Genomic DNA, 23311 nt, shown 5'->3' on the forward strand with positions numbered 1-23311 from the left:
TTTAATTTTCTCCAAAAATTCGCTGTGAAATGGCATCTGCAAACTGACTCTGACGCGGGATGCCAAACCAGCTGCACAGTTTCATAAAACGATGATCGCTCAGGCTGTCGCCCAGACCAATTACGGGGAAAACGCCGCGTTCAGCCCGAAGTTTTTCAAGCAGCCAGCTGACGGCCAGCCCTTTCTCAACCGGGGTGGGTAGCCAGGCCACGTTATTACTGTTGCGGTGGATGTAGAAGCCCTCGGTCGGAAACACCGTTTCTATCTCATCTGCAATGGCATTGAGCTCGTCAAGGCGGGTGCTGTCGCGGTGTTTCATCACCATATAAACCGCCGTTTCACCGTATTCGAAGTTCAGTCTTGCCCAGGCATTAATCCCTTTTGCGTCCATCATTTCAGTGATCAGTCGCTGCATCGATGTCAGCTTTTCCTGATAGGGAGCCAGCTGGCCGAGCATATGGGCCTTCCACTCCTCGTCGGGGTTGCCTTCAGGCGTGAGAATGACGGCCCCGTGCGTGGTGATTGCCCAGGAGTGGAAAGGGATCCGTACGCGGCTGATTTCTTCAGTTCCCCGTGCGGTAACGGGAATGAGTTCAGCCTGCTCCAGAAGCCAGTCCACTAACATGGACTGTTCTTCCGTCATAAAGCTTCGTGGATTCAGGGTACGATCAACGGCACCGGTACGGAATGGCTCCAGGGCCAGCTCGTCCACCATTTTACGACGGGTCTGAAAGAGCGTGTCGTCAAGGTCGCTCAGAACAACGGGTTTATTCATAGGTAACAATCTCCACGACGGGCGCAACCTCAGCCAGCGCCTTAAGAAGCTGCGCGTCAATACTTTCTGCGGGTGTCTCAGTACACACAAGAATGCGGTCAAACTGCTGGTGGGCGACGTTATAGACAAAATTGGGGATGCCCAGCCCGTAGTTATCCGTAAAGGAAATGGCGGACTCAATGGCATAACCAACGGCGATAGGGGAGCGGGTAGTCGAACCGTAAAATGCCTTTGCCCCGGCAGCTTCGAGCCGTTCTGCAAGCAGGAACGGCTCCCAGACGAATTCCCCTGTCCCGAGAACCAGAACACGCTCCCCTTTGCGGACGGAAACCTCATGGCCGAGATCGGCCGCAGGTGCGAGCATCCCCAGTCGACCCCATGACTGTTTCCCCTGGATGTCCCATTCTCCGCGTGAAGTTACGTTGACTTTTGGCATGTCCGGGACCGGTGCATCTGGTAATGTGGTCCATCCCCACTGACCGCTTACAAGAGAAACAGAAGTGACGGGTAAGGTGCTGCGCTCGGACAAGGCTTTGCCACTCCAGTCGGTAAGCGTAACGGCGATAACCTGTTCAATATGTTGAAGCTTGCCGGTATTACGCAGGGCAGAAAGCAGGTTAATAAAGGTATTACCGGTGGTTGCCTCGTCATCAATCAAAACCAGCGTTCGCGCGTTGGTAACACGACGTCTTTTCTCTTCATCATCTGGCAGATAGATCAGATGATCAGTGGCGTGGCTGTGTTCTTCCTTGAACTCGCAAAGCAACGTGCCATCAACCGGGTGACGGGTAGAGGTCAGATATACAGATTCACGATGCTGGTGGCGCACTTCATCAAACACACCGGCCCCAAGCCCAACGGCGGTTTCAGCCATACCGATAAACAGTACGGGCCCTGTTAGCGTTGAGGGGAACTGGCTGGCAAGCTGTCTGTAGGCCTGCCGCATGACTGAGGGTGGCACGGGAATGTGCCTGCCGAGTACTTTGCTGACAAACAGAAAGGCGCGTTTCGGGTTACGTCTTTCAGCGATATCAAACAGGTCATCGAGCGAAACTTCACCCTGATCGCGGATTACCTGAATCGTACCGCATGAGAGGGTACGGCGATAAATCATATCTTCGAGGTTATCAGACATAAACACGCCTTAATTCAAAAGGTTAGAGAGTGATTCCGGGTATGCAATTACATCCGTAATGGATCTCACCGCAACCGGAGAAAAGGTGTTTTTAGCGCTCTGGCGCACCATATCTTCAGACATCAGACCGAGCTTAAAGGCAGCAAATAACCCAGGAAGGTTCACCCCGCTGTGAAGGGTATAACCCACCCCCCCTGACGGACGCATGTTGGTTTCAAGCAGCACCGGGTTGCCATTCACATCGTTTCGCGTCTGAACATTCACCAGCCCGTCGGCCTTCATAACCCGGGCGCAGTCACACGCCAGTTCCCAGGCGCTACCTTCGTTTACCAGATACTGGATAGCCCCTTCCTTACGGCGTCCCACGGCTGCGAGTATTTCGCCCTTATCCGCGAGGATATCGACGGAAAATTCCGGGCCTGGCAGGTACGGCATCAAAACAAGGGGTTTAAACGACTCAGCAGCTGATGCTGCTGCAATATACTGTTGCGGACTGACCAGACGATGTTCGGGATGATTAAAGACGGCCATAGGCGAAGCACTGTCATCAAAGCGCCAGAATCCCATGCCATAGATACCCGTCACCGGCTTCACGCATACCGGGCTGTCAGTGAACGGCGGGGACGCGAGGTGTGTCTTTAATTCTGCCAGCGTATTCACCCGCCAGGATGGTACAACCGGGAGTCCCTTTTGCTCCATAAACTGAGCAAAAGTAACTTTTTCGTCAGCCAGAGTTAACCAGTCGACGCTCGTTGCACCGGTAGTAAGGGTGGCACCGGTCGATTCAATGTCTGAACGGTGTTCTTCAAACCACTGGCTGTTACGGCCAGTATGAATATGGTGGATGCCGTAGGTCTGAATGGTTTCCTGAATAAACTGGAGACGTTTTTGAGGATCTTCAGGTTCAGTCAAAGAATAATCGGCAACGGAAAGGATTTCATTTCTTTCGTTACGGTGGGAGGCAAAAACGGTAATGGCAAAATTATTTTTTGTGCAAATGATTTTACCCCCTGAATAATATCTCGCTGGGAGGATAAACCTTCCATAAACCAAATTTTCTTGTTCATTTTTTTTAATTATCCGGAACGCCATGCAAATTTATGATTGAGAAGTGAGTCTATGAGTGTCTAAGCTACATGTCAATCATAATATGATTAATAACTTCTGTGGTTATGGAGTGAGTCAGTATTTTTTGGATTCCCGATAAAGTATTGATATTTAAATTAAACATAGAAAATTAACACCCTGAAAAGATTTTCTTTTTGTGTTTTTACAGAAAACTACCAAAATTTCCCTTGTCAGAGAACTTCATCATGATATGATTTTCTTCGTCAGTTAATAAACAACCCTTTGATTGTCTCGGTCATTACCATTTTAAGGAATAAAACATGGTTTCATTAGTTAAGAACCAGACGGTATCACTCAGCAAAGAATCATCTGCATTAAGCCAGCTTCATTTCGGTCTCGGTTGGGATCCGGTTAAGAAAAAAGGTCTTCTTGGAGGATTGTTTGGAGGCAACGACTCAATCGATCTCGATGCTGGCTGCGTATTAATGGACAGCACCGGTAAAACAATTGACACCATCTGGTTCCGCAAACTGGAATCCACCTGCGGCGCTGTTGTGCACAGTGGCGATAACCTGACCGGTGAGGGTGACGGTGACGATGAAGTGATTAAGGTCAACCTCTCCCGACTGCCTGCAAACGTTGAATACCTGGCGTTTACGGTAAACAGCTTCCGTGGTCAGTCGTTCAATGACGTCGAAAACGCGTTCTGCCGCGTTGTCGATCAAACCGGCAAAGAGCTGGCTCGCTACAAGCTGACTGAGCAGGGCTCACATACCGGGATCGTTATTTCTTCGCTGCGCCGTAATAACGGCAACTGGGACTTTACCGCCCTTGGCCATGCCTGTCGCGGCCGCACAATTGACGATATGCACTCCGATATCGTTTCAGCGGTTATCCGCTAATGAACCTGACGCCGGGGGGCAATGCCCCCGTTCCAGCCCAGGAGTTGCGGGTCCGGATCACCTCGGGCGGCCAGGTGGATGCTTCGGCGTTTCGCCTGTATGCCGACGGGAAGGTGCAGGGTGATGCGGACATGGTGTTCTATGGTCAGCCACGTAACGATGATGGTACCGTCAGCCTGGTCAGTGAAGGCCAGTACTCAACCTTTACTGTCGCGCTCAACCGGCTGAAACCTGATGTCCAAAAAATTGCGTTCACCGTGACCTGTGACGGTGGGCAGACGGTGTCCGGTCTTCGTAATCTTTCCATCGACGTGGAGCAAGGGGCTACCGGCCTGGTTAGCGGCAGTGTCGAATTGAGCGGCCGTCAGGAAGCAGCCTTAATTCTGGGTGAATTTTACCGTCGTAATAATGACTGGAAATTCCGCTTCGTTGCGCAGGGGTTCAACGGTGGACTTAAACCGCTGGCAGAGCATTTCGGCGTAAATATTGCCGACGAACCGGCTCCCGCAGCCCCGACTCCTCCGGTTGTAACCCCTCCGCCAGTTGAGACAAAAATCAGCCTGAGCAAGGTATCGCTGACAAAAGAGAAGCCTGCAATCAGCCTGACCAAACGGGATAACTTCGGTGAAATCCGGATCAACCTGAACTGGCACCGGGGCAGCGGCAAATCAGGCTTTGCAGGCATGTTCGGCTCCAAAGGAATCGACCTGGATCTGGGGGCCTTTGTTGAGCTTCAGGACGGGTATAAATCGGTCATTCAGGCGCTCGGTAATGCATTCGGTAATTATCGCGATGAACCGTATGTTCAGCTCAAGGGCGATGACCGGACGGGTGATGTATCAGACGGCGAGTGGCTGCATATCAATGGACGTGAATGGAAGCATATCCGCGAAGTGCTGATTTACGCCTTTATTTATGAAGGTGTTCCCAGCTGGGACAAGACTGATGGTGTGGTCACCATTCATGTGCCGGATCAACCGCCCATTGAGACCCGCCTGACCGAAGGTGAAAACCGTCGCACATTGTGCGCCATTGCCAGACTCGTAAACGAAAACGGCGCAATTAAAGTCGAGCGAATTAACCAGTACTTCAAAGGCCAGGACGAAATGGACCGGGCATTTGGCTGGGGATTTCGCTGGAGCGCCGGTTCTAAATAACACAGCAACAAAGGAAACAGGTATGAGCTTTTTCGACAAGGTAAAAGGTGCCATTAACTCTGGCCGGGACGAACTGACCCGCCAGGTTGGTCGTTTCAAAAACAAAAAATTTATGCACGGCACCGTTGCTGTATGTGCCCGTATTGCCGTATCGAGTGACGGCGTGAGTTCGGAAGAAAAGCAGAAAATGATGGGCTTTCTTCGCTCTTCAGAAGAGCTGAAGGTCTTCGATACCAATGAGGTGATCGAGTTCTTCAATAAACTGGTTTCAAGCTTCGATTTCGATGTTGAAATCGGCAAGGGCGAAACCATGAAATACATCCTGGCGCTGAAAGATCAGCCTGAGGCCGCTCAGCTGGCCTTACGTGTTGGTATTGCCGTTGCGAAAAGTGACGGTAACTTCGATCAGGACGAGAAACTGGCCTCCCGCGAGATCGCTATCGCGTTGGGCTTCGACCCGGCTGAATTTGGCCTCTGATCCACATCCCTAAGGGTAAAATATGGTTTCCACACACATCGGCTTCCCGACTGAAACGGTCATTGTTTTCATTGCGCTTTCAGTCGGTGCCATCTTTATTGACCTGTTTATGCACCGTGATGACAAGCCCATTTCCCTGAAGAGTGCGGCGCTCTGGTCCGTATTCTGGGTTGTGGTTGCGATGGCATTTGCCGGTTTCCTCTACATCCACCACGGTGCTGAGGTTGCCAGCCTGTTTGTAACGGGTTATGCGCTGGAGAAAGTGCTGTCGGTCGACAACCTGTTTGTCATGATGGCCATCTTCTCCTGGTTCGCCGTTCCTGATCGTTACCGCCACCGTGTTCTCTACTGGGGGATCATTGGTGCCATCGTCTTCAGGGGCATCTTTGTCGCCATCGGTACGAGCCTGCTGAGTCTGGGGCCGTATGTTGAAGTTGTCTTCGCTATCATCGTCGCCTGGACGGCGGTCATGATGCTTAAAAGCGGTGATGACGATGATGAAATTGAGGATTATTCCCAGCATCTGGCTTACCGCATGGTTAAACGCTTCTTCCCTATCTGGCCGAAGCTCAGAGGTCATGCTTTCCTGCTTAACCAGAAGGAAGTGGATGCCGAACTGGCGAAACCAGAAAACAGCGATGTCACCATTGGCCGTGGTAAAAAGGCGGCGCTGTATGCGACCCCTCTGTTCCTGTGTGTGGCCGTGGTTGAACTCTCGGATGTTATGTTTGCGTTTGACTCGGTACCGGCAATCATTGCCGTCAGTCGTGAACCGCTTATCGTCTATAGTGCCATGATGTTTGCTATCCTGGGCCTGCGTACTCTGTACTTTGTCCTTGAAGCACTGAAACAGTACCTGGTTCATCTGGAGAAGGCCGTTATCGTGCTGCTGTTCTTCATCGCGGCAAAACTGGGCCTGAATGCGACCGATCACATTTGGCATCATGGTTACAGCATCGCGGCGACAACCAGCCTGTATGTTGTACTGGGTGTTTTGGCGCTGGGCATTCTCGCAAGCGTCATGTTCCCGGGCAAACCTGAATCTGAGGAAAAGGGGAGCTGATCCCCTGAAGTGTTAACCTGAACAATTACTAATCGAAGAGGTTATTTTATGAGTGTTTCTCTTTCCAAAGGCGGGAACGTCTCCCTGAGTAAAGCAGCTCCGTCAATGAAAAACGTCCTGGTGGGCCTTGGCTGGGATGCGCGTTCAACAGACGGTCAGGACTTTGACCTGGATGCTTCAGCATTCCTGCTGGCCGCAAATGGCAAAGTGCGCGGCGATTCAGATTTCATCTTCTATAACAACCTGACGTCATCTGACGGTTCCGTAACCCATACCGGTGATAACCGTACCGGTGAAGGTGATGGTGATGATGAATCGCTGAAAATTAAACTGGACGCCGTCCCGTCTGATGTTGACAAGATCATCTTCGTTGTCACTATCCATGATGCTCAGGCTCGTCGCCAGAGCTTTGGTCAGGTATCCGGTGCGTTTATTCGCCTGGTCAATGACGATAACCAGACTGAAGTCGCTCGCTACGATCTGACCGAAGATGCGTCCACTGAGACTGCCATGCTGTTCGGCGAGCTGTATCGCCACAATGGTGAGTGGAAATTCCGCGCAGTGGGCCAGGGTTATGCTGGTGGTCTGGCATCTGTATGTGCTCAGTACGGCATTAACGCGTCCTGATCGAAAAGTAACTTTTCACCCGGGGCTGTTAATGCAGCCCTCATTCAACTGTTTGCAGGAGCTAAAAATGGCAGTTTCTCTCGTAAAAGGCGGCAACGTATCTCTGACCAAAGAAGCACCAACCATGAATATCGCTATGGTTGGCCTCGGCTGGGATGCCCGTGTAACTGACGGTCAGGCTTTTGACCTGGACGCTTCCGTGTTCGCAGTAGGCGAAGACGGTAAAGTGCTGTCAGATGCGCATTTCATTTTCTTCAATAACAAAACCAGCCCTGATGGCGCGGTAGAGCACCAGGGCGACAACCGTACCGGTGAAGGCGACGGTGACGATGAGCAGGTCAAAATCGATCTGACCAAAGTCTCAGCAGATATCAAAAAACTGGTGTTTGCCGTTACCATCTATGATGCAGAAGCGCGTAAACAAAACTTCGGCATGGTGAGCAACAGCTTCATGCGCGTTTACAACAACGACAACGGCACGGAAATTGCCCGTTTCGATCTGTCTGAAGATGCCTCAACCGAAACCGCTATGGTCTTCGGTGAACTGTATCGTCATGGCGCTGAGTGGAAGTTTAAAGCTGTCGGTCAGGGCTTTGCCGGTGGCCTGGCGGCTCTTGCCTCCCAGCACGGCGTTAACATCTAAAACAACGCTGAATCATACCCCGGCAATGCCGGGGTTTTTTTTGGTTGCGATCCGCTTTCAGGAGGGAGTAGTAGAAAGGGGACTGGAAATTTCAGAAAGCAGGTCATGTTAATTCAGACCTGAGCCTTTTAAAGGCAGGAAACGGATTTATCTCTGGTTGCTGGTTAAAGCCGGTATTCCGTGCCTTTTATCAACAGAATGCCCCTCTGATATATGTTACTTTTGCGGTTTATGAAGGAACGGGATCTGGAACATAAGATACCCGGTCAATCAAAATTCCAGTTCAACAGGTATAGAAACTTCAGCGTGATGAAATATGGTGTCACACCATATATACGCCTCACCAGAAATCCAGCGTCCTGAACTAAGCCTGGGGAACATATATAAGCGCTGCGCTTTAAAAATAATCAAAAATCAGGAGAGTTAATGTGAATCTACAATCCGGACAAAACATACCGCTTCAGCAATCTGCGATCAGGCTGAATCTTCAGTACCCTGCCAAATCCGGCTTTAAAGGCGAACCCGATACCTGCCTCTTCCTGCTTAATGCTCAGGGAAAGGTAACCGGCGATTCTGACTTTATCTTTTATAATAATCTGTCTTCTCCTGAAGGGGCAGTAAAGCTCGTTACCGGTTCTCAGCAGTCCAGCATTGAGATAGCACTGGATCGTGTTCCGGCGAACGTCAGTAAGATTGCGATCACCGTTGTCATTGATGGTGAAGATACTATCAGTGGGCTCAGTTTATTGAGCATTCAGGCTCCTGGTATCGCTGATTTTCAGGCTGAGACTCAGGGCCGCAGTGAGAAAGCAATCATCCTGGGTGAAGTATATCGGCACAATGGCGCCTGGAAGCTTCGTGCGCTCGGGCAGGGTTTCAACGGTGGTCTTGAGCCTCTGGCCATTAGCTTTGGCGTTGATGTCGCACAGCCAGCTCCGCAGCCAGCAAAGCCTGCTCGTATCAGTCTGGAAAAGAAACTTGAAACCAGATCTCCGCGCCTCGTAAGCCTCGCTAAAAAAGCCTCGGTCAGTCTCACTAAAAATAAACTGGACACCCTTGAGGCAGCGGTTGCATTTGTACTTGACGCATCCGGCTCAATGAGTGGCCAGTTCAGTAAGGGCAACGTTCAGTCTGTGCTGGACCGCATCGCCGTTCTTGCCGCCCAGTTCGACGACGACGGTGAAATGGATGTCTGGGGATTTGGAGAGAAGCACAAGAAGTATCCAAACGTCACACTGGACAACCTGGACACATATATTCAGTCCATTCGCGGGTCTGGAAAGCGTTCAGCCTGGGAGAACCTGCCGGGACTTGGTGGGACAAACAATGAGCCCCCTGTGATGGAAGAAATTGTCGACTACTTTAAGGACTCGAAAATCCCGGTATATGTTGTATTTATTACCGATGGCGGGATCAGCAAGACCCGGGCGATTAAAGATGCAATCCGGCGTTCTGCCAACTACCCCATCTTCTGGAAGTTTGTCGGCCTGGGTGGTTCAAGCTACGGTATCCTCAAAAATCTGGATGACTTTACTGACCGCCGGGTTGATAACACCCACTTCTTTGCCATGGATGATTTCGGTTCGATCAGCGATGAAAAGTTATATGATAATTTACTGGAAGAATTCAGACCGTGGATCGATGAAACAAAAAGGTTAGGCATCCTGTAATACGCACAGTTTTCGCATGGTTAAAGGAGCTCTACAGCAGCTTAATACTGTAGAGCCTTTGTTCACTGGAAATCGTACAGGGAGGAGCATATGGACCGCATCAAGTACCTGAAATGGATAGCTGAAGAATCACCAACTGATGATGAAATCGACAACTACGATAGTATCATTAGTCGGGGCGCAGAAAGGGCCGAGAAGGTTCAGTTGTCTTTAAGACGTTAATATACGGGAGTTTAAATGTTCGCAGAAATCAAAGATAATTATTCGTTAGGTGGATAAAGAAAGGTTGCCATTACCAGCTTTCGACGAGTCGAAAATAAAAACCTTATTTATAGTGACAGGGAGTATGAGCTGACGCTTGCCAATGGAACAATAATTAAAAATGTACTTAGAAAAGAAGAGTGGGAACTGTTAGAAAGCAATTCAATTAAGGTTATATTATAACGAAAATATATTTACAGTTTTGGATAGGTTTCAAACGAGTCCGGACATTTGTACCTGAAGTATCTGACATTACAGTTAAGTGACGATTATGCCAGCACGTCTGTTGCTGGCAGCTTAGCTATCGGTCTAAAAGCTGATCCATTAATAATTCTTCGTAAAGCCCAGAGGTATCGGGCTTTATTACAATATCCGTTATTTCGAAGCGTTCAAGTACAAATTGCAGATATTCCGGAGTAACGTAGTAGGGATCAGGTTCAGCCAGATTAGTATAGAGTGGGTCTTCTGCTGCATTAATGTCATAATCAATGCACATATGAAACCACTGCAAAGGTGGATCCCAGCCTAACATCACCTGAACAATTCCCTGATTGCTTTTCACCTCATACCAGTGCTGGCTCATACTTAGTCCTTAAGAAAATTTGTCATCGGAAAATAACACGAAGCCTGCATCATCGAGGCGCATAACCTTCTTCCCTTAACGCCTGTTGTAATTTATCAACTGCGCTTTTCATTACCCAGGCTTCTTCGTCACTCACAGCACAACCACGTAGATCGCTCCAGCTCAGACGTTTAACAAATTGAGCAAGGGCCATAGTTTCGTTCTCATCAAGCCGCAAACTCAGTGTCTCAATACCTTCCACTATCTAACCTCCCTTATAATGAAAAATGGCGCTTTACTTCTGACCAGATGCCGAAGCCTTGAATGCAGCCGGAACTGTCGTTGTTTCTACTTTACAGAAATGGAATTAAAAAGTGGTGATGCTGGGCACGTTTCTTTTCCAGCCGGGGTTTAAGCCAGAGCTGAAACTCATTCAACTTCTCAGCAGCCAAAACCGCTTCAACGGGGAAAACTTTATATTTACCCTGTTGCTGAGGTTCACCCAGCCATCGCCTGATGGCTCCGTCAGTCCATAAACGAGTCTCTTTTAGCCTAGTTACAGTGACCCATTTTCTGGACCATTCATCAAATTGTCGCTGGCGATCCCGATAACGTTGTTCTTCCTGCTGCCGAAGCCACTCGCGATCAACAGCAAATTTTCGGTATCCAACAAAGAGCCCTTGTACTTTGGCCATGTCATATTCCGGTTGCTTAGAGTTACTCATTCAACCAAAACCTAAACGTCGATACAAACTCTGTTTCATAACCAGGGTTTTATCCTTACCGCGACAGTAAGTAACAGGGGCTGCATAAACCGGTCATTTAGTCCGTTATGCAAAAATTATTGAGGATCCGGGCTGTTAAACTGTTCTTCCTCTTTCGCTTCCGGTGAAAAGGGGAGGTGTCACCCTGCGAGCCCGTGTAGTGAAAGGGATTCGTCGTAATACAGGCCAAAGGCTAACATGACCGCAAAGGACGCCCGGGCGACCGGATACCTGCCGGGTTGTGCGATGTAAAATCCGGAAGCAGTGATAACACAAACAGGCCCCTACAGCGTAAGGATTGTGATGGACGATAAAGAGCAGTTTACGAATCTTGTGGCAAAGCATGCCTCCGGACTCACCGAAGAGCAGCTGGCCGGGTACGATGCCTGTTCCCTGGATGGTGAATGCGTCACGCCTTCATACGAGGTTTTCCGGGGGTATCGTACCCGCCACACACTGGATGAATTTCTGGAGATGGCCATATCGCTGAATGCCATCCACCCGGATGAATATTTAACGGATATGCTGCTGAAGCCTCATGAGGTGATCGGCGCTCTGGCCGATGAAGGCGACCAGCTGAACAACGCCACCCCGGTTTATTTCTTTCCGGATACCGGCGTCTATGCAGCGGCCGTTAGTGAAACCCGGGTGCTCGATGCCTGGCTTTGCTGGCCATGCTACCCGGCGAACTGGTAACGCGGCCGTTGGAATTGCACCGGCCGGATACGAATTTAACCGACCCCGTGGCGGGAAGGCTATCAGAGTTGCATGTCCTCATCCCTCAAGCCCCCTGCCAGGCCCCAACGTGCTGTCAGGCTTCGCCTGATTCCCGATCTGCGCCGATACTTCAGCCGATAACTTTTTGTTTTCTTTTTATTTTCTTCCCATTTCCTCAAAAATCGCGGGCGGCGTGGACAGGGCACCATTGCCGCATGTGGGGTCTTAATAAGGGCAGGGTGGTCAGTTTTGCTCGATGCCAGGGGTAGGCCCTCCCCTTCATGGGATGAGGACATGCAAGTAAGCTAACTATCTGAAATGACGAAGGTTCATTTGGTGAATGTCGCTTCATATTAATGTTGTGTCACTTATGATCGTATGTAGCTGGTTGGGGTCGTCTCAGAAAACGGAATCTATGGTCACTCCCGTTTTTGCAACACCGATTTTGACGACAAGTTGGCTTGCTTGAATCTATCCGGCGTCTGAATGGGATTTTATTCCCGCGCCTTGATGAGTTCCGCGCCTGATGAACCTCCAGAAAATATACGGCTTCAATGAGCCTTTCCGTTTTACAGGTTCCTCAACAGGCCGGTGGGCCGTTAGTATCATCAATATCAGTATTCGCAAAACCAGATCAGTAATTCTTTAAACCGGTGTATTTCTGCCGTTATGCTACATAAGTTTGCTGTCGTGCCGTTAGGGCCCAGGCTATTCTGGCCAGCTTGTTTGCCAGAGCACAAGTGACGACAAAGTTGCTTTTCCGGCACAGTAAATCCCTGACCCAATCGGCCAATTTGCCAGACTGGTGTTCCAGTTTTTGTATGAATACCCTGGCACATTGAACCAACAAAGTTCGGATCTTTTTATTACCTCGCTTACTAATTCCCAGCAATGTCGTCCTACCTCCCGTGCTGTACTGCCGAGGTACAAGCCCTGTTGCCGCCGCAAAGTCACGGCTGCTGGCGTACTGCTTCCCGTCGCCAATCTCAGTTGAAATAGTACTCGCTGTCAGTGTTCCGACGCAGGGAATGCTCAGCAAGCGCTGTCCAACCTCATCTTCGTCCAACTTTCGTTTCAACTGGGATTCCAAATCTTTAATCTGCTCAACAAGATAGTGATAATGCTGTTGTAATTTCAGCAATAACTGGCTGAGGTAAAGAGGCAAACTATTATCCTCAAGAATGGTACTCAGTCGGCTAATAACGGCAGCTCCTCGGGGAACGCTAATGCCAAATTCCAGCAGAAAAGCATGCATTTGATTGGTTGTTTTTACCTTATCCTGAACCAGGGATTCACGGACACGATGCAGAGCCCGCATTGCCTGCTGAGATTCCGTTCTGGGCTGCACAAAACGCATAGACGGACGCGATGCAGCTTCACAAATAGCTTCGGCGTCGACAAAGTCGTTTTTATTGCTTTTAACGAACGGGCGGACAAATTGTGGTGATATCAGCTTTGGGGAATGCCCCAACTCTTCCAACTTGCGTGCCATAAAGTGAGAACCGCCACAGGCTTCCATTGCGATGGTTGTAGCGGGGCATGTCGCCAAAAATTCGATCAACTTTGGCCGGGTAAATTTTTTACGGTAAACAGCCTTCCCGCGACGATCCTGGCAATGAATATGGAAAGAGTTTTTACCCAGATCGATACCAATGAGCGCAATGTTTTCCATGATAGTTCTCCGAATGAAAGCCTGTCCTCAGCATAGTACCGGGAAGGAGGGAGTGACCATCTCATTAAATAAAGCACGCTAAGCGTGCGTGGAGGCTGGCACCCAGCGGTACAGCGTCGGAATGGACACGCCGAGGTTCTTGGCCACGTCCTTGGGCGGCACCCCGCTGGCCAGCAGCTTCTTGGCCGACTCGATCTTGCTGTCGGTCATCTTCGGCTTGCGGCCGCCTTTGCGGCCGAGCTGCTTGGCGACTTCCAGCCCGGCGCGGGTGCGCTCGACGGTCAGCTCGCGCTCCATTTCGGCAAGGCTCGCCATGACGTGGAAGAAGAACCGCCCGGATGGTGTGCCGGTGTCGATGGAGTCGGTGAGGCTCCTGAACTGGACACCGTGCTTGTGCAGATCGCCGACCAGATCGACCAGTTGCTTGACCGACCGGCCCAGCCGGTCGAGCTTCCAGACGACCAAAGTATCGCCTTCGCGCAGCATTTCGAGCGTCTTGGCCAAGCCAGGCCGGTCTGCCCGCGTGCCACTCACCTTGTCCTCGAAGACCTTTTTACATCCGGCCTTGCTCAAGGCTTCGCGTTGCAGCTCCAGGTTCTGATCCTGCGTCGAGACGCGCGCATAGCCAATCAACATGGCTTGTCTCGCGCCCGGTCGATGCGTTCCTGCATCGCCTGCATCACTTCTTCGTGGGTGTACGATCTGGCGTTGGCGTCGGTGGCTTGCCGCAGGGCTTCCTCAACCTCGCGCGTCATCCGCTCGTAATCCTCCGGCCACAGCGCTTGCTCCATGCGCAGCGACGCCTGACCCAGCAGGTGCAGCAGGCTGAACAGCCGCATGTCGTTGGTGGCGACGATGCGCTCCCGAATCTGCTCCTGAATAGCTTCGCTAGCCCGATGCGCTTGTGGTGTGGCAGTCCCCTCGTAGTCAGCGGGGAATTCCGCTTCCTCGGCAATCCTTGCCCAGGCGCTGGCCAGCGCCTCGATGGTTGACGTGCTCATTTCCGCCGCTCCTGTGCTCTTTGGCGAATCAACCGGCCAAGGGGCCTCGACGCGAAAACCAGCAGCATCACGCCTATCGGATACCAGGTCGAGAAGACCACCAAGGCATCGAAGGCTGGCCGTCCGGTGTTGGTAGGCAGTACGGCGGTCACAGCCATCAACCCGCCGACCGTCCAGATGATGCGCCACACGTAGGGCATCACGCGGGGCACGTAGCCGTCATCGAAAGCGGTCTGGTAGTAGCGGCGCAGGCCGCGCTCGGCAAGCGCCTGGCGCTGCCGCTCCGACAGCGCATCCGTCCGGCCATACCAGCGCCGGAATGGTGGACAGCGCAGCAGCAAAGGGGTGAAGAGGATCATCACCGCCACGATCGCGACACCCCACGCCATGACGGCGCCGGCATCGGGCCGCTTGGCGTTCTCGATCACGGGCGCGAAGACGCCCGGTGTCGTTTTCAGAAGACGACCGCACCATCTGACTGGATGTAACGCCTGGTGTGCATACGGCTCCTGACAGCCCAATATCAGGAGTCGTCTGCACCAATCTCGACTATGCTCAATACTCGTGTGCACCAAAGCGAGGTTTGGGCATGACATCAGACACTCCACCGATTGCCGCGCAAGGCGTGGCCACCCTGCCCGACGAGGCATGGGCGCAAGCCCGGCACCGGACGGAAATCATCGGGCCACTGGCAGCGCTTGAGGTGGTCGGGCATGAAGCCGCCGATGAGGCAGCCCAAGCGCTGGGCCTGTCCCGGCGACAGGTATATGTCCTGATCCGTCGCGCCCGGCAGGGTACTGGCCTGGTAACAGACCTGACGCCCGGCCGATCCGGCGGCGGCAAAGGCAAGGGGCGCTTGCCGGAACCGGTCGAGCGCATCATCCGCGAGCTGCTGCAAAAGCGCTTCCTGACCAAGCAGAAACGCAGCCTGGCGGCGTTCCACCGCGAAGTCGCGCAGGCGTGCAAAACCCAGAAGCTGCCGGTGCCGGCGCGCAACACCGTGGCCCAGCGGATTGCCGGACTACATCCGGCGAAAATAGCCCGCAGCCGGGGCGGGCAGGACGCTGCCCGTCCCTTGCAAGGCGCGGGTGGCATTCCGCCCGAAGTCACCATGCCGCTGGAACAGGTGCAGATCGACCACACCGTCATCGACCTGATCGTGGTCGACGAGCGCGACCGGCAACCGATTGGCCGCCCATATTTGACCCTCGCCATCGACGTGTTCACGCGCTGCGTACTCGGCATGGTGGTCACGCTGGAAGCGCCGTCCGCCGTCTCGGTCGGCCTATGCCTCGCGCATGCCGCCTGCGACAAGCGGCCCTGGCTGGAAGGGCTGAATGTGGAAATGGACTGGCCGATGAGCGGCAAGCCCAGGCTGCTCTATCTGGACAACGCGGCCGAGTTCAAAAGCGAAGCGCTGCGCCGTGGCTGCGAACAGCATGGCATCCGGCTGGACTATCGCCCACCAGGCCAGCCGCACTACGGCGGCATCGTGGAACGGATCATCGGCACGGCGATGCAGATGATCCACGACGAATTACCGGGGACGACCTTCTCCAATCCCGGCCAGCGCGGCGAGTACGATTCCGAGAAGATGGCCACCCTGACGCTGCGCGAGCTGGAGCGCTGGCTCGCGTTGGCGGTAGGCACCTATCACGGCTCCGTGCACAACGGCCTGCTCCAGCCGCCGGCCGCGCGCTGGGCCGAGGCCGTGGAGCGCGTTGGCGTCCCGGCCGTCGTTACCCGCCCCACCGCGTTTTTGGTCGATTTCCTGCCGGTGATCCGCCGCACCCTGACCCGCACCGGCTTTGTCATCGACCACATCCACTACTACGCCGACGCCCTCAAGCCGTGGATTGCCCGGCGCGAGCGCTTGCCCGCCTTCCTGATCCGGCGCGATCCGCGCGACATCAGCCGCATCTGGGTACTGGAACCGGAAGGTCAGCACTATCTGGAGATCCACTACCGCACCTTGTCCCATCCGGCCGTCACCCTCTGGGAACAACGCCAGGCGCTGGCCAAATTGCGTCAGCTCGGGCGCGAGCAGGTGGACGAGTCGGCGCTGTTCCGCATGATCGGGCAGATGCGCGAGATCGTGACCACCGCCCAGAAGGCCACGCGCAAGGCGCGGCGCGACGCTGATCGCCGCCAGCACCTCAAGACGTCGGAGCCACCGGCCAAGCCCATACCGCCGGATGTGGACATGGCTGACCCGCAGGCAGACAACCTGCCGCCGGCCAAACCGTTCGATCAGATCGAGGAGTGGTAGCCGTGGACGAATATCCCGTCATTGACCTGTCCCACCTGCTGCCAGCGGCACAGGGTTTGGCCAGGCTGCCGGCAGACGAGCGCATCCAGCGCATTCGCGCCGACCGCTGGATCGGCTACCCGCGCGCGGTCGAGGCGCTGAACCGGCTGGAAACTCTGTATGCGTGGCCGAACAAGCAACGCATGCCAAACCTGCTGCTGGTCGGCCCCACCAACAACGGCAAGTCGATGATCGTCGAGAAATTCCGGCGGGCGCACCCGGTCGGCACCGACGCTGACCAAGAACATATCCCGGTGCTGGTCGTGCAGATGCCGTCAGAGCCATCGGTGATCCGCTTCTATGTCGCGCTGCTGGCTGCGATGGGCGCGCCGCTGCGCCCGCGCCCACGGCTGCCGGAAATGGAGCAACTGGCGCTGGCCCTGCTGCGCAAGGTCGGCGTGCGCATGCTGGTGATCGACGAACTGCACAATGTACTGGCTGGCAACAGCGTTAACCGGCGCGAGTTCCTCAACCTGCTGCGCTTCCTCGGCAACGAGCTGCGTATCCCCCTGGTCGGGGTCGGCACGCGCGAGGCGTACCTGGCCATCCGTTCGGACGATCAGTTGGAAAACCGCTTCGAGCCGATGCTGCTGCCGCCGTGGGAGGCCAATGAGGACTGCTGCTCGCTGCTGGCCAGCTTCGCGGCGTCACTCCCGCTACGGCGGCCATCCCCGATTGCCACGCTGGACATGGCCCGCTACCTGCTCACCCGGAGCGAAGGCACCATCGGCGAGCTTGCACATCTGCTGGTGGCGGCGGCCGTCGCCGCCGTGGAGAGTGGCGAGGAAGCGATCAACCACCGCACGCTCAGCATGGCCGACTACATCGGCCCCAGTGAGCGGCGGCGACAGTTCGAGCGGGAACTGATGTGAAGTCCGCGCCGCGCTGGCCGCTGCATCCGGCACCCAAGGAAGGCGAAGCCCTGTCCTCATGGCTCAACCGGGTCGCCGCCTGCTACCAGATGGACGTGCACGAGCTGCTGGCCCACGATCTTGGTCACAGCCAACTTGATGACCTGGATACCGCACCATCCTTGTCGTTGCTGACGGCGCTCTGCCAGCGCAGTGGCGTCGAGCTGGAGCGGTTGCGCAGCATGAGTCTTGCAGGCTGGGTGCCGTGGCTGCTCGACAGTCTCGACGATTCGGTACCAGCAGCCTTGGAAACCTATACATTCCAATGCGCGGTGCTCCTGCCCAAGCGCACCCGCAAGGTGCGGTCCATCACTCGCTGGCGTGCCTGGCTACCGAGCCAGACGATTCGCCGGGCGTGTCCGCAGTGTCTGAACGATCCAACGAATCAAGCTGTGCTACTCGTCTGGCAGCTCCCCTTGATGCTGAGCTGCCCGCAGCATGGCTGCTGGCTGGAGTCCTACTGGGGCATGCCCGGCCGGTATCTTCAGTGGGAAATCGCCGATGCTGCGCCGCGCCCTGCCGATGACGCAATCGCCTGCATGGACCGGCGCACCTGGCAGGCGCTGACGACGGGTTTTGTGGAGCTGCCGCGTCGGCGTGTCCACGCCGGCTTGTGGTTCCGGCTGCTGCGCACCCTGCTTGATGAGCTGAACACGCCGCTCTCGCACTGCGGCAGTTGCTCGGCGAGCATCCGCCATGTCTGGGAGCGCTGCGGCCATCCGCTGCGCGCCGGGCAGAGTCTGTGGCGTCCCTACGAGATTCTGGCCCCGGCGGTGCAGTGGCAGATGCTGGAGGCGGCGGCCACCGCCATCACGCTGATCGAGTCAAAGGCGCTGATCCCGCGCGGGGAACAGGCCGCGCTGTTTCAGACGGAGCCGTACACTGGTTTCACCAACGGCCTGCCGGCGAAGGTGCCGAAGCCGGAACCCATCAACCACTGGCAACGAGCAGCCCAGGCCATCGATGAGGCCATCATTGAAGCGCGACACAACCCGGAGACGGCCCGCTTGCTGTTCACACTGGCGTCCTACGGGCGACGCGACCCCGAATCCCTGGAACGTTTGCGCGCCACGTTCACCAAGGAGGGCATCCCGCCGGAGTTTTTGTCACATTACGAGCCTGAATGGCCGTTTGCAGGTCTTAGACTAAATGACGGGTTAAGTGACAGTTTTTGACGGCGAGAGCTTTCTGGCTCACACTGTCACATAATCGAACGTATATGTGACAGGTACGACATGCTGATAGGCTACATGCGGGTATCGAAGGCGGACGGCTCCCAGGCTACCGATTTGCAGCGCGACGCGCTGATTGCCGCCGGGGTCGATCCAGTACATCTTTACGAGGACCAGGCATCCGGCATGCGCGAGGATCGGCCCGGCTTGACGAGCTGCCTGAAGGCGTTGCGAACTGGCGACACACTGGTCGTGTGGAAACTGGATCGGCTCGGACGCGACCTGCGACATCTCATCAACACCGTGCACGACCTGACTGGGCGCGGCATCGGCTTGAAGGTATTAACCGGGCACGGCGCGGCCATCGACACCACGACCGCCGCCGGCAAGCTGGTCTTTGGCATCTTCGCCGCCCTGGCCGAGTTCGAGCGCGAGTTGATCGCGGAGCGCACGATTGCCGGCCTAGCCTCGGCCCGCGCGCGCGGGCGGAAAGGCGGCCGGCCGTTCAAGATGACCGCCGCCAAGCTGCGGCTGGCGATGGCGGCAATGGGTCAGCCAGAGACCAAGGTCGGCGACCTGTGCCAGGAACTTGGCGTCACGCGGCAGACCCTGTATCGGCATGTTTCACCCAAGGGTGAGCTACGTCCAGATGGCGAGAAGCTACTCAGCCGAATTTGATGCCGGCATGAGGCAACGTAGCGACAGCGTGGTTTGTCTCAATGGGAAGCGCTCATGATCGATCTTTGAAGGCCCGCAGCAGTCGTGTCACAGACAGGACGAACAAACCGGTCAGCGTGAGGGCTGCGATACCCCAGTACTCTCCGATGAACGCGCCGGCCGTCGTGCCGGCCAGCACAATGGCGAGAATCGGCAAATGGCAGGGACAGGTGAGCACGGCCAGCGCGCCCCACAGGTAGCCGGTGATCGGTTTGTGCGTCTCGGACGGCAAGCGCTCGGGGCTGTTCATGGCAGACTCTCCGCGTGCTGTGCCGGCTCGGTCGGCATGGTGGCCAACTGCACCTCCAGATCGGCCAACGCTTCGCGCCGACGCTCGACGAACTGGCGCAGAACGGCAAGCTGCGCGGCCGCTTCATCGCCGTCCGCAGCATCCAGCGCCCGGCACAGCCGCGCCAGCGCGTCCAGGCCGATGCCCGCCTCGAAGGCCGCCCGCACGAAGCACAGCCGTTGCAAGGCGGCATCATCGAACAGGCCATAGCCGCCCGGGGTGCACGCCACCGGACGCAGCAATCCGCGCAGCAGGTAGTCGCGCACGATATGCACGCTCACCCCGGCATCAAGGGCCAGCCGGGACACGGTGTAGGCGCTCATTGAAAACCTCCTTTTTTTATCCAGCGCAGCAGGAAAGCTGCTTCACGTCCTTGTTGAAGGTCTGCGCCGCAAGCTTCAACCCCTCGACCATTGTCAGGTAGGGGAACAACTGGTCGGCCAGTTCCTGCACCGTCATGCGGTTGCGGATGGCGAGCACCGCCGTCTGGATCAGTTCGCCCGCTTCCGGGGCCACCGCCTGCACGCCGATGAGCCGTCCGCTACCTTCCTCGATGACCAGCTTGATGAAGCCGCGTGTGTCGAAGTTGGCAAGCGCTCGCGGAACGTTGTCGAGTGTCAGCGTGCGACTGTCGGTCTCGATGCCATCGTGGTGCGCTTCCGCCTCGCTGTAGCCCACGGTGGCGACTTGCGGGTCGGTGAACACCACTGCCGGCATCGCGGTCAGATTGAGGGCTGCGTCGCCGCCGGTCATGTTGATCGCGGCACGGGTGCCGGCGGCCGCTGCCACGTAGACGAACTGCGGCTGGTCGGTGCAGTCGCCGGCCGCGTAGATGTTCGGGTTGCTCGTGCGCATGCCTTGGTCGATAACGATGGCCCCTTGCGCATTGACAGTGACCCCCGCCGCGTCCAGCGCGAGGCTGCGCGTATTCGGTGCCCGACCGGTGGCAACCAGCAACTTGTCAGCGCGTAATTCACCGTGTCCGGTGGTCAGCACGAATTCGCCGTTCACATGGGCGACCTGGCTGGCTTGCGTGTGCTCCAGCACCTCGATGCCCTCGGCGCGGAAAGCGGCTGTCACGGCCTCGCCGATGGCCGGGTCTTCCCGGAAGAACAAGGTGCTGCGTGCCAGGATCGTGACCTGGCTGCCGAGCCGGGCAAAGGCTTGCGCCAGTTCCAACGCCACCACCGACGAACCGATCACGGCCAGGCGTGCGGGAATGGTGTCGCTGACAAGCGCTTCGGTGGAAGTCCAGTAGGGTGACTCTTTCAGGCCCGGAATCGGCGGCACGGCCGGACTGGCACCGGTGGCGACCAGGCAGCGGTCGAACGTTACCTCGCGCTCGCCACCCTCGTTCAAACGGACGACCAGGCTCTGGTCGTCCTTGAAACGCGCTTCACCGTGCAAAACGGTGATGGCTGGATTGCCGTCCAGGATGCCTTCGTATTTGGCGTGCCGCAGTTCATCGACACGGGCCTGCTGCTGGGCCAGCAGTTTGCTGCGGTCAATCGCAGGCACAGTTGCCGCAATACCGCCGTCGAACGGACTTTCCCGGCGCAGATGGGCAATATGGGCAGCGCGGATCATGATCTTGGACGGCACACAGCCGATATTGACGCAGGTGCCGCCGATGGTGCCGCGTTCGATCAGCGTGACCGTCGCGCCTTGCTCGACGGCCTTCAGCGCCGCCGCCATCGCGGCCCCGCCGCTGCCAATGATGGCGATATGCAAACCGGCGCCCTCAAGTGCATCACGGATTTTTGGTTCATCTTTGAAATCACCAACCCGGATCGAGCCTTGATAACCCAATGCGGCGATGGCGGCCAGCAGTTGGTTGTGGCTCACGGCGGTGTCTGCCATGACTTGCGCGCGGCTTTCTGGATAGGACACCACAGCGGCATTCACGCCGGGAATCTTTTCCAAAGCATCTTTGACATGGGTGGCGCAGGATGTGCAGGTCATGCCATTCACGGTGATTTCGGTCATTTTTTTACTCCATTGAATTTCGGGGTGCAGCAGGCATCGGCTTGGCGTTTTCGTTGGATGGCGTAGATGGTCAAGCCGATGAAAATCGCCAGCGCAGGCAGCAGCACATAGTCCAGATAGCCGGTCAGCGCGGACAAGCCGACCACACCGAGCAAAATGACCAGAACAGGGGTGAAGCAACACAGCGCCACGAGGGTTGTGCCAATGATGCTGACCCGCAGCAGTGTCTTCGGGTCTTTCATGATCAGTTCTTGACTGATGATGGGTAGCCCGCATCCTCGGTAGCCTTGGTCAGTTTCTGCACGCTGGTCTTGGCATCATCGAAGGTGACCACCGCTTCGCGCGTCTCGAAGGTCACGTCAACTTTACTGACGCCATCGACCTTGGAAATCGCCTTCTTGACAGTGATCGGACAGGCCGAGCAGGTCATGCCCGGTACGGACAACGTAACGGTCTGGGTGGCGGCCCACACGGGGGCAACAACGGCAGCGAGGGCAAGGGCGGAAAGCAGCTTTTTCATGGTGAACTCCTGTGATCAATAGAAAAATGGCACGACGTAGGGAAATCCGAGCGCGACCAAAACCAGCACGGCCACGCCCCAGAAAATGAGCTTGTAAGTAGCTCGCACTTGGGGAATCGCGCAAACCTCACCCGGTTTGCAGGCGGCTGACGGCCGGTAGATGCGCCGCCAGGCGAAGAACAACGCCACCAGCGCCACGCCGATAAAGATGGGGCGATAGGGTTCCAACACCGTCAAGTTGCCGATCCAAGCGCCGCTGAACCCCAAGGCGATCAGAACCAGCGGCCCGAGGCAGCAAGCCGAGGCGAGGATGGCGGCCAGCCCGCCAGTGAAGAGCGCGCCGCGCCCGTTTTGAGGTTCAGACATACGTTTGTCCTTTCGAATCTGAATTGGATAGCTTAAGCTTACTTCCGTAGTTATGTACGGAGTCAAGCGATATGGAAAACAATTTGGAGAACCTGACCATTGGCGTTTTCGCCAGGACGGCCGGGGTCAATGTGGAGACCATCCGGTTCTATCAGCGCAAGGGCTTGCTCCCGGAACCGGACAAGCCTTACGGCAGCATTCGCCGCTATGGCGAGACGGATGTAACGCGGGTGCGCTTCGTGAAATCAGCCCAGCGGTTGGGTTTCAGCCTGGATGAGATCGCCGAGCTGCTGCGGCTGGAGGATGGCACCCATTGCGAGGAAGCCAGCAGCCTGGCCGAGCACAAGCTCAAGGACGTGCGCGAGAGGATGGCTGACCTGGCGCGCATGGAGGCCGTGCTGTCTGATTTGGTGTGCGCCTGCCATGCGCGGAAGGGGAACGTTTCCTGCCCGCTGATTGCGTCACTGCAAGGGAAGAAAGAACCGCGCAGTGCGGACGCGGTGTAGCCCGAGGGAACTACGCCTTAGCGTGCTTTATTTAATGAGAT

General features: G+C 55.6%; 29 protein-coding genes and 1 pseudogene. 14 read left to right on the top strand and 16 right to left on the bottom strand.

The window, feature by feature from the left end:
• Nucleotide 1: 1 nt before the first annotated feature.
• The 3 genes and pseudogenes from ECL_RS26645 to ECL_RS26655 form a co-directional block, all read right to left on the bottom strand.
• Complete coding sequence (locus ECL_RS26645) at nt 2-775, bottom strand: HAD family hydrolase (RefSeq protein WP_001040062.1); 774 nt, start codon at nt 773-775, stop codon at nt 2-4.
• The gene (locus ECL_RS26650) at nt 768-1910 is read right to left on the bottom strand and encodes a phosphoribosyltransferase domain-containing protein (RefSeq protein ID WP_001282603.1); all 1143 of its coding nucleotides are present in this window, start codon (nt 1908-1910) and stop codon (nt 768-770) included. The genes ECL_RS26645 and ECL_RS26650 overlap by 8 nt, the downstream gene beginning before the upstream one ends.
• Before the next feature lie 9 nt (nt 1911-1919).
• A pseudogene (locus ECL_RS26655) lies at nt 1920-2977 on the bottom strand (ATP-grasp domain-containing protein).
• 321 nt (nt 2978-3298) lie between these two features.
• Between ECL_RS26655 and ECL_RS26660 the strand changes: the two are divergent.
• From ECL_RS26660 to ECL_RS27870, 8 genes are all read left to right on the top strand, one after another.
• Nucleotides 3299-3880 (top strand): TerD family protein, encoded by a 582-nt coding sequence (locus ECL_RS26660; RefSeq protein WP_000254136.1) that lies wholly within the window; start codon nt 3299-3301, stop codon nt 3878-3880.
• Nucleotides 3880-5037 carry a TerD family protein gene (locus ECL_RS26665; RefSeq protein WP_001054787.1) on the top strand — a complete coding sequence of 386 codons (1158 nt, stop codon included), beginning with the start codon at nt 3880-3882 and terminating at the stop codon, nt 5035-5037. Before ECL_RS26660 ends, ECL_RS26665 begins: the two co-directional genes overlap by 1 nt.
• 22 nt (nt 5038-5059) lie before the next feature.
• Nucleotides 5060-5515 carry a tellurite resistance TerB family protein gene (locus ECL_RS26670; protein WP_000007448.1) on the top strand — a complete coding sequence of 152 codons (456 nt, stop codon included), beginning with the start codon at nt 5060-5062 and terminating at the stop codon, nt 5513-5515.
• A 22-nt stretch (nt 5516-5537) separates the two neighbouring features.
• Nucleotides 5538-6578, top strand: a complete 1041-nt coding sequence (terC, locus tag ECL_RS26675; protein WP_000255079.1) for a tellurium resistance membrane protein TerC — start codon at nt 5538-5540, stop codon at nt 6576-6578.
• Between the two features lie 48 nt (nt 6579-6626).
• Nucleotides 6627-7205 (top strand): tellurium resistance membrane protein TerD, encoded by a 579-nt coding sequence (terD, locus tag ECL_RS26680; protein WP_000116677.1) that lies wholly within the window; start codon nt 6627-6629, stop codon nt 7203-7205.
• A 67-nt stretch (nt 7206-7272) separates the two neighbouring features.
• Nucleotides 7273-7848 (top strand): TerD family protein, encoded by a 576-nt coding sequence (locus tag ECL_RS26685; RefSeq protein ID WP_000301242.1) that lies wholly within the window; start codon nt 7273-7275, stop codon nt 7846-7848.
• A 428-nt stretch (nt 7849-8276) separates the two neighbouring features.
• On the top strand, nt 8277-9518 hold the full coding sequence (locus tag ECL_RS26690) for a vWA domain-containing protein (RefSeq protein WP_001053338.1): 1242 nt from the start codon (nt 8277-8279) through the stop codon (nt 9516-9518).
• 90 nt (nt 9519-9608) lie between these two features.
• Nucleotides 9609-9740: a hypothetical protein gene (locus tag ECL_RS27870; protein ID WP_000374059.1), complete on the top strand. Its 132-nt coding sequence runs from the start codon at nt 9609-9611 to the stop codon at nt 9738-9740.
• 340 nt (nt 9741-10080) lie between these two features.
• Here ECL_RS27870 and ECL_RS26695 read toward each other — a convergent pair whose 3' ends face one another.
• From ECL_RS26695 to ECL_RS26705, 3 genes are all read right to left on the bottom strand, one after another.
• Nucleotides 10081-10362 (bottom strand): hypothetical protein, encoded by a 282-nt coding sequence (locus ECL_RS26695; protein ID WP_000077926.1) that lies wholly within the window; start codon nt 10360-10362, stop codon nt 10081-10083.
• Between the two features lie 49 nt (nt 10363-10411).
• On the bottom strand, nt 10412-10603 hold the full coding sequence (locus ECL_RS26700) for a DUF7706 family protein (protein ID WP_000398480.1): 192 nt from the start codon (nt 10601-10603) through the stop codon (nt 10412-10414).
• A 91-nt stretch (nt 10604-10694) separates the two neighbouring features.
• Nucleotides 10695-11036, bottom strand: coding sequence for a hypothetical protein (locus tag ECL_RS26705; RefSeq protein WP_001151575.1), 342 nt, complete (start codon nt 11034-11036; stop codon nt 10695-10697).
• A 372-nt stretch (nt 11037-11408) separates the two neighbouring features.
• On the opposite strand from ECL_RS26705, the gene ECL_RS26710 reads away from it, so the two are divergent.
• Nucleotides 11409-11801 carry a hypothetical protein gene (locus tag ECL_RS26710; RefSeq protein ID WP_000341066.1) on the top strand — a complete coding sequence of 131 codons (393 nt, stop codon included), beginning with the start codon at nt 11409-11411 and terminating at the stop codon, nt 11799-11801.
• A 688-nt stretch (nt 11802-12489) separates the two neighbouring features.
• On the opposite strand, the gene ECL_RS26715 is transcribed toward ECL_RS26710, so the two are convergent.
• The 4 genes from ECL_RS26715 to ECL_RS26730 form a co-directional block, all read right to left on the bottom strand.
• Nucleotides 12490-13494 (bottom strand): IS110-like element IS4321 family transposase, encoded by a 1005-nt coding sequence (locus tag ECL_RS26715; protein ID WP_000427623.1) that lies wholly within the window; start codon nt 13492-13494, stop codon nt 12490-12492.
• 78 nt (nt 13495-13572) lie between these two features.
• Nucleotides 13573-14130 (bottom strand): recombinase family protein, encoded by a 558-nt coding sequence (locus tag ECL_RS26720; protein WP_003100847.1) that lies wholly within the window; start codon nt 14128-14130, stop codon nt 13573-13575.
• Complete coding sequence (locus ECL_RS26725) at nt 14124-14495, bottom strand: hypothetical protein (RefSeq protein WP_003100853.1); 372 nt, start codon at nt 14493-14495, stop codon at nt 14124-14126. Before ECL_RS26725 ends, ECL_RS26720 begins: the two co-directional genes overlap by 7 nt.
• Nucleotides 14492-15091, bottom strand: coding sequence for a transposase (locus tag ECL_RS26730; protein WP_223203167.1), 600 nt, complete (start codon nt 15089-15091; stop codon nt 14492-14494). The genes ECL_RS26725 and ECL_RS26730 overlap by 4 nt, the downstream gene beginning before the upstream one ends.
• Here ECL_RS26730 and ECL_RS26735 point away from each other — a divergent pair.
• The 4 genes from ECL_RS26735 to ECL_RS26750 are packed head-to-tail and all read left to right on the top strand — an operon-like array spanning nt 15085 to nt 19564.
• The gene (locus ECL_RS26735) at nt 15085-16764 is read left to right on the top strand and encodes a Mu transposase C-terminal domain-containing protein (RefSeq protein ID WP_003465068.1); all 1680 of its coding nucleotides are present in this window, start codon (nt 15085-15087) and stop codon (nt 16762-16764) included. The genes ECL_RS26730 and ECL_RS26735 overlap by 7 nt on opposite strands.
• 2 nt (nt 16765-16766) lie before the next feature.
• On the top strand, nt 16767-17675 hold the full coding sequence (locus ECL_RS26740; RefSeq protein ID WP_003465065.1) for a TniB family NTP-binding protein: 909 nt from the start codon (nt 16767-16769) through the stop codon (nt 17673-17675).
• Nucleotides 17672-18889, top strand: a complete 1218-nt coding sequence (locus ECL_RS26745; protein WP_013087245.1) for a TniQ family protein — start codon at nt 17672-17674, stop codon at nt 18887-18889. Before ECL_RS26740 ends, ECL_RS26745 begins: the two co-directional genes overlap by 4 nt.
• 60 nt (nt 18890-18949) lie before the next feature.
• Nucleotides 18950-19564 carry a recombinase family protein gene (locus ECL_RS26750; protein WP_000904941.1) on the top strand — a complete coding sequence of 205 codons (615 nt, stop codon included), beginning with the start codon at nt 18950-18952 and terminating at the stop codon, nt 19562-19564.
• A 52-nt stretch (nt 19565-19616) separates the two neighbouring features.
• Here the strand turns inward: ECL_RS26750 and merE are convergent, their stop codons facing one another.
• From merE to merT, 6 genes are read right to left on the bottom strand one after another with little or no spacing between them, the layout of a single operon-like run.
• The gene (merE, locus tag ECL_RS26755; RefSeq protein ID WP_001087809.1) at nt 19617-19853 is read right to left on the bottom strand and encodes a broad-spectrum mercury transporter MerE; all 237 of its coding nucleotides are present in this window, start codon (nt 19851-19853) and stop codon (nt 19617-19619) included.
• Nucleotides 19850-20215: a mercury resistance co-regulator MerD gene (merD, locus tag ECL_RS26760; RefSeq protein WP_003465059.1), complete on the bottom strand. Its 366-nt coding sequence runs from the start codon at nt 20213-20215 to the stop codon at nt 19850-19852. Before merD ends, merE begins: the two co-directional genes overlap by 4 nt.
• A 16-nt stretch (nt 20216-20231) precedes the next feature.
• A complete protein-coding gene (gene merA / locus ECL_RS26765) occupies nt 20232-21878 on the bottom strand; it encodes a mercury(II) reductase (RefSeq protein WP_000136268.1) in 1647 nt (548 codons plus the stop codon).
• Nucleotides 21875-22120, bottom strand: coding sequence for a mercury resistance system transport protein MerF (merF, locus tag ECL_RS26770; RefSeq protein WP_000654684.1), 246 nt, complete (start codon nt 22118-22120; stop codon nt 21875-21877). The genes merA and merF overlap by 4 nt, the downstream gene beginning before the upstream one ends.
• A gap of 2 nt (nt 22121-22122) precedes the next feature.
• On the bottom strand, nt 22123-22398 hold the full coding sequence (gene merP / locus ECL_RS26775) for a mercury resistance system periplasmic binding protein MerP (protein WP_000735441.1): 276 nt from the start codon (nt 22396-22398) through the stop codon (nt 22123-22125).
• A gap of 15 nt (nt 22399-22413) precedes the next feature.
• Complete coding sequence (gene merT / locus ECL_RS26780; RefSeq protein WP_001294667.1) at nt 22414-22764, bottom strand: mercuric ion transporter MerT; 351 nt, start codon at nt 22762-22764, stop codon at nt 22414-22416.
• Between the two features lie 71 nt (nt 22765-22835).
• Between merT and merR the strand changes: the two genes are divergently transcribed.
• Nucleotides 22836-23270, top strand: a complete 435-nt coding sequence (gene merR / locus ECL_RS26785; RefSeq protein WP_000429838.1) for an Hg(II)-responsive transcriptional regulator — start codon at nt 22836-22838, stop codon at nt 23268-23270.
• The last annotated feature ends 41 nt before the right edge of the window (nt 23271-23311 follow it).

Source organism: Enterobacter cloacae subsp. cloacae ATCC 13047 (genome assembly GCF_000025565.1).
In the GTDB taxonomy this organism is placed as follows: Bacteria; Pseudomonadota; Gammaproteobacteria; order Enterobacterales; family Enterobacteriaceae; genus Enterobacter; species Enterobacter cloacae.

Bases quoted from the DNA above. Each gene is read 5' to 3' on its own strand.
- ECL_RS26645 (WP_001040062.1), bottom strand. From the start codon at position 775: ATGAATAAACCCGTTGTTCTGAGCGACCTTGACGACACGCTCTTTCAG.
- ECL_RS26650 (WP_001282603.1), bottom strand. From the start codon at position 1,910: ATGTCTGATAACCTCGAAGATATGATTTATCGCCGTACCCTCTCATGC.
- ECL_RS26660 (WP_000254136.1), top strand. From the start codon at position 3,299: ATGGTTTCATTAGTTAAGAACCAGACGGTATCACTCAGCAAAGAATCA.
- ECL_RS26665 (WP_001054787.1), top strand. From the start codon at position 3,880: ATGAACCTGACGCCGGGGGGCAATGCCCCCGTTCCAGCCCAGGAGTTG.
- ECL_RS26670 (WP_000007448.1), top strand. From the start codon at position 5,060: ATGAGCTTTTTCGACAAGGTAAAAGGTGCCATTAACTCTGGCCGGGAC.
- terC (WP_000255079.1), top strand. From the start codon at position 5,538: ATGGTTTCCACACACATCGGCTTCCCGACTGAAACGGTCATTGTTTTC.
- terD (WP_000116677.1), top strand. From the start codon at position 6,627: ATGAGTGTTTCTCTTTCCAAAGGCGGGAACGTCTCCCTGAGTAAAGCA.
- ECL_RS26685 (WP_000301242.1), top strand. From the start codon at position 7,273: ATGGCAGTTTCTCTCGTAAAAGGCGGCAACGTATCTCTGACCAAAGAA.
- ECL_RS27870 (WP_000374059.1), top strand. From the start codon at position 9,609: ATGGACCGCATCAAGTACCTGAAATGGATAGCTGAAGAATCACCAACT.
- ECL_RS26695 (WP_000077926.1), bottom strand. From the start codon at position 10,362: ATGAGCCAGCACTGGTATGAGGTGAAAAGCAATCAGGGAATTGTTCAG.
- ECL_RS26705 (WP_001151575.1), bottom strand. From the start codon at position 11,036: ATGGCCAAAGTACAAGGGCTCTTTGTTGGATACCGAAAATTTGCTGTT.
- ECL_RS26710 (WP_000341066.1), top strand. From the start codon at position 11,409: ATGGACGATAAAGAGCAGTTTACGAATCTTGTGGCAAAGCATGCCTCC.
- ECL_RS26715 (WP_000427623.1), bottom strand. From the start codon at position 13,494: ATGGAAAACATTGCGCTCATTGGTATCGATCTGGGTAAAAACTCTTTC.
- ECL_RS26720 (WP_003100847.1), bottom strand. From the start codon at position 14,130: ATGTTGATTGGCTATGCGCGCGTCTCGACGCAGGATCAGAACCTGGAG.
- ECL_RS26725 (WP_003100853.1), bottom strand. From the start codon at position 14,495: ATGAGCACGTCAACCATCGAGGCGCTGGCCAGCGCCTGGGCAAGGATT.
- ECL_RS26735 (WP_003465068.1), top strand. From the start codon at position 15,085: ATGACATCAGACACTCCACCGATTGCCGCGCAAGGCGTGGCCACCCTG.
- ECL_RS26730 (WP_223203167.1), bottom strand. From the start codon at position 15,091: ATGTCATGCCCAAACCTCGCTTTGGTGCACACGAGTATTGAGCATAGT.
- ECL_RS26750 (WP_000904941.1), top strand. From the start codon at position 18,950: ATGCTGATAGGCTACATGCGGGTATCGAAGGCGGACGGCTCCCAGGCT.
- merE (WP_001087809.1), bottom strand. From the start codon at position 19,853: ATGAACAGCCCCGAGCGCTTGCCGTCCGAGACGCACAAACCGATCACC.
- merD (WP_003465059.1), bottom strand. From the start codon at position 20,215: ATGAGCGCCTACACCGTGTCCCGGCTGGCCCTTGATGCCGGGGTGAGC.
- merA (WP_000136268.1), bottom strand. From the start codon at position 21,878: ATGACCGAAATCACCGTGAATGGCATGACCTGCACATCCTGCGCCACC.
- merF (WP_000654684.1), bottom strand. From the start codon at position 22,120: ATGAAAGACCCGAAGACACTGCTGCGGGTCAGCATCATTGGCACAACC.
- merP (WP_000735441.1), bottom strand. From the start codon at position 22,398: ATGAAAAAGCTGCTTTCCGCCCTTGCCCTCGCTGCCGTTGTTGCCCCC.
- merT (WP_001294667.1), bottom strand. From the start codon at position 22,764: ATGTCTGAACCTCAAAACGGGCGCGGCGCGCTCTTCACTGGCGGGCTG.
- merR (WP_000429838.1), top strand. From the start codon at position 22,836: ATGGAAAACAATTTGGAGAACCTGACCATTGGCGTTTTCGCCAGGACG.